Annotated in this window: 2 protein-coding genes; both read left to right on the top strand. The window is 45.2% G+C overall.

Going from position 1 to position 2,400, the window contains the following annotated elements; genetic code table 11:
• Positions 1 to 1,108, top strand: a 1,108-nt coding sequence (locus PLH26_RS21540; protein ID WP_324588076.1) for an alkaline phosphatase family protein, incomplete at its 5' end; no start/stop codon positions are given.
• Positions 1,109 to 1,178: 70 nt separating this feature from the next.
• Complete coding sequence (locus PLH26_RS21535) at positions 1,179 to 2,264, top strand: metallophosphoesterase (RefSeq protein WP_324588075.1); 1,086 nt, start codon at positions 1,179 to 1,181, stop codon at positions 2,262 to 2,264.
• The last annotated feature ends 136 nt before the right edge of the window (positions 2,265 to 2,400 follow it).

The following is a 2,400-nucleotide window of genomic DNA, read 5'->3' as shown; positions in this document are numbered from 1 at the left end:
AGGTGAAAAAATGTTTGTATACAGTTCCGGTACAACCGGACAGGCATTCCTGCATAATCATACGGTTAACGGCGCTATAATCAATCCCGATCTGGTACTCCCGGAATCTTTTAAGTCCGGGCTTGCTGCCGCTGTTGGATCGCCACCCGCAGATGCCACACCCAATACTGCAAGACATCAATGGATCACAGATGCCCTGTGCAGGTATACGCTGGCTGCCGGCGGGCCGTTAGTAAGTGCTATCTGGTTCAGCGATCCCGATGGCACCGCGCATGAGCATGGCATTGGCGTACCCATTACCATAACTGCTTTAAAAGCGGTAGATGCACAGTTTGGCAGAATACTGGATACGATCCGGGCAAAAGGACTGGAGTCTGTTTTTAATATTATTGTTACAGCCGATCACGGCTTTGTTACCCATAAGGGAAAGCAGGGATTTGCAGAATTCTTAATACAAAAAGGGCTCAAAAAAAGTAAAGCATCGGATGATATTATATTGGCCGGGGGCGCCCTGTATGTAAAAGGGCATAATTCCGTGCTGATCCGGAAAATTGTGGAAGCATTGCAGGAACAGGAATGGGTAGGCGCTATTTTTACGAAGGCTGCCAAACCCGGATCCATGAAAGGTGCGGTGAGAGGAACCCTGGCGTTTGAATCCATCCACTGGGACCATCCCCAGCGTACCGCTGATATTTTGGTTGCCGAAAACTGGAATAACGATAAAAACAGCCTGGGATACGCGGGAACAGATTTTTCCGGAGGTGTAGCCGGGCATGGCGGTTCAAGTCCCTATGAAATCCATATCCCGTTAATGGCATACGGACCGTCCTTTAAACCTGCTTTTGAAAGTGATTTACCCACTTCAAATATTGATATTGTACCTACTGTTTTACACATTCATCATATCACTGCGCCTGCACAAATGCAGGGCAGGGTAATGTATGAATTGCTTCGGAACAATAATACGAAGCCGCTGACACCCAAAAAAGGAACCATCTTTGCCGAAACGGAATTGAAACAAGGAGGAAAATATAAGTTAACGCTGGAAAGGACGATCTTAGGTAAATACAGCTATATCAACTATGTTAGCGCAACGAGAACGAGGTAGTAAAAGAATGTATCTTTCTAATTTTACCTTTAAGGTTGTGCCATAACAATAATACTTAATCAAACCACGTATGAAACAAGTCAATTTAAGGCTCTTTTGCAGTATTGTTGTTGCAGTATTGTGTCTGACCAGCGCTGTAGCCCAGCAGCAAAAATACGTTCCTCCTGCCCTCAGCGATCCCAATTCCTGGTCAGTCATTATGCTGCCCGATCCGCAAACCTACCAGAAGTTTGAGCGCAACCAGCCGTTGTTTGAATTGATGACAGCGTGGATAAGTGAAAATATTGATAAGCTGAACATACAACTGGTGGTGTGCACCGGTGATCTTGTAGAGCAGAATGAAATGATAAACCCGAATGGTAAAACCGTTAATCAGGCCAGTAAGCAGCAGTGGGCTTCCGTTGCCCGTGCATTCGGAAGGTTAGATGGTAAAGTGCCTTATGTGCTTGCGGCGGGTAATCACGATTATGGCTATAGCAATATCGGCGTTCGACGTTCAAATTATAATACATATTTTCCCGTTGACAAGAATTTTAAAACGCAAAAACTGATCCGTGAGGCCGGGCTCAATGCGGAAGGAATACCTACTATGGAAAATGCCGCGTTTGAATTCACTTCCCCGCAGGGTCGGAAGTTTTTATTGCTTACGCTCGAATTTGCACCACGGGATACCATCATTGCCTGGGCGAAAAAAGTAACGGCGCAGGAGCAGTATAAAAACCATACCGGTATTATTCTTACCCATTCCTACCTCAATTCGGCTAATGAGCAAATTGAGAAAGAGAACTATAATATAACAGATGGCAATTACGGCGCGGCCATCTGGCGCAAGCTGGTGCAGCCTTCCACCAATATTCAACTGGTATTTTCCGGGCATATAGGAAAACCCGATGATGCCAGGGGACATGTAGGATTCAGAACAGATAAAAATGCTGCCGGAAAAAAAGTGAACCAGATGGTATTTAATGCCCAGGCGATGGGCGGCGGCTGGTATGGAAATGGCGGTGACGGCTGGTTGCGCATACTCGAATTTTTGCCCGACGGCAAAACAGTTAAAGTAAAAACATTTTCTCCATTCTTTGCCATATCGCCCACTACACAACAGTTCGCATGGCGTACAGCGCCTTATGACGAGTTTGAATTCCAATTGGATTGATGTGGCAGGCAGCCATAATATATTGTATTCAATGCTTTTTATAGCACATAGGTTCTGTTGTGTTCCTAAATTTCTATTGTGTCTATGTAGTTAATGCGCTTTTAACACATAGGGTCATAGGCACATAGATACACAT

It is taken from the genome of Agriterribacter sp. (assembly GCF_035444585.1).
Lineage (GTDB): Bacteria > Bacteroidota > Bacteroidia > Chitinophagales > Chitinophagaceae > Agriterribacter.
This window is presented reverse-complemented; position numbering and strand designations above follow the sequence as displayed.

Excerpts from the sequence above, each read along its gene's own strand:
- PLH26_RS21535 (WP_324588075.1), top strand. The coding sequence starts at position 1,179 with ATGAAACAAGTCAATTTAAGGCTCTTTTGCAGTATTGTTGTTGCAGTA.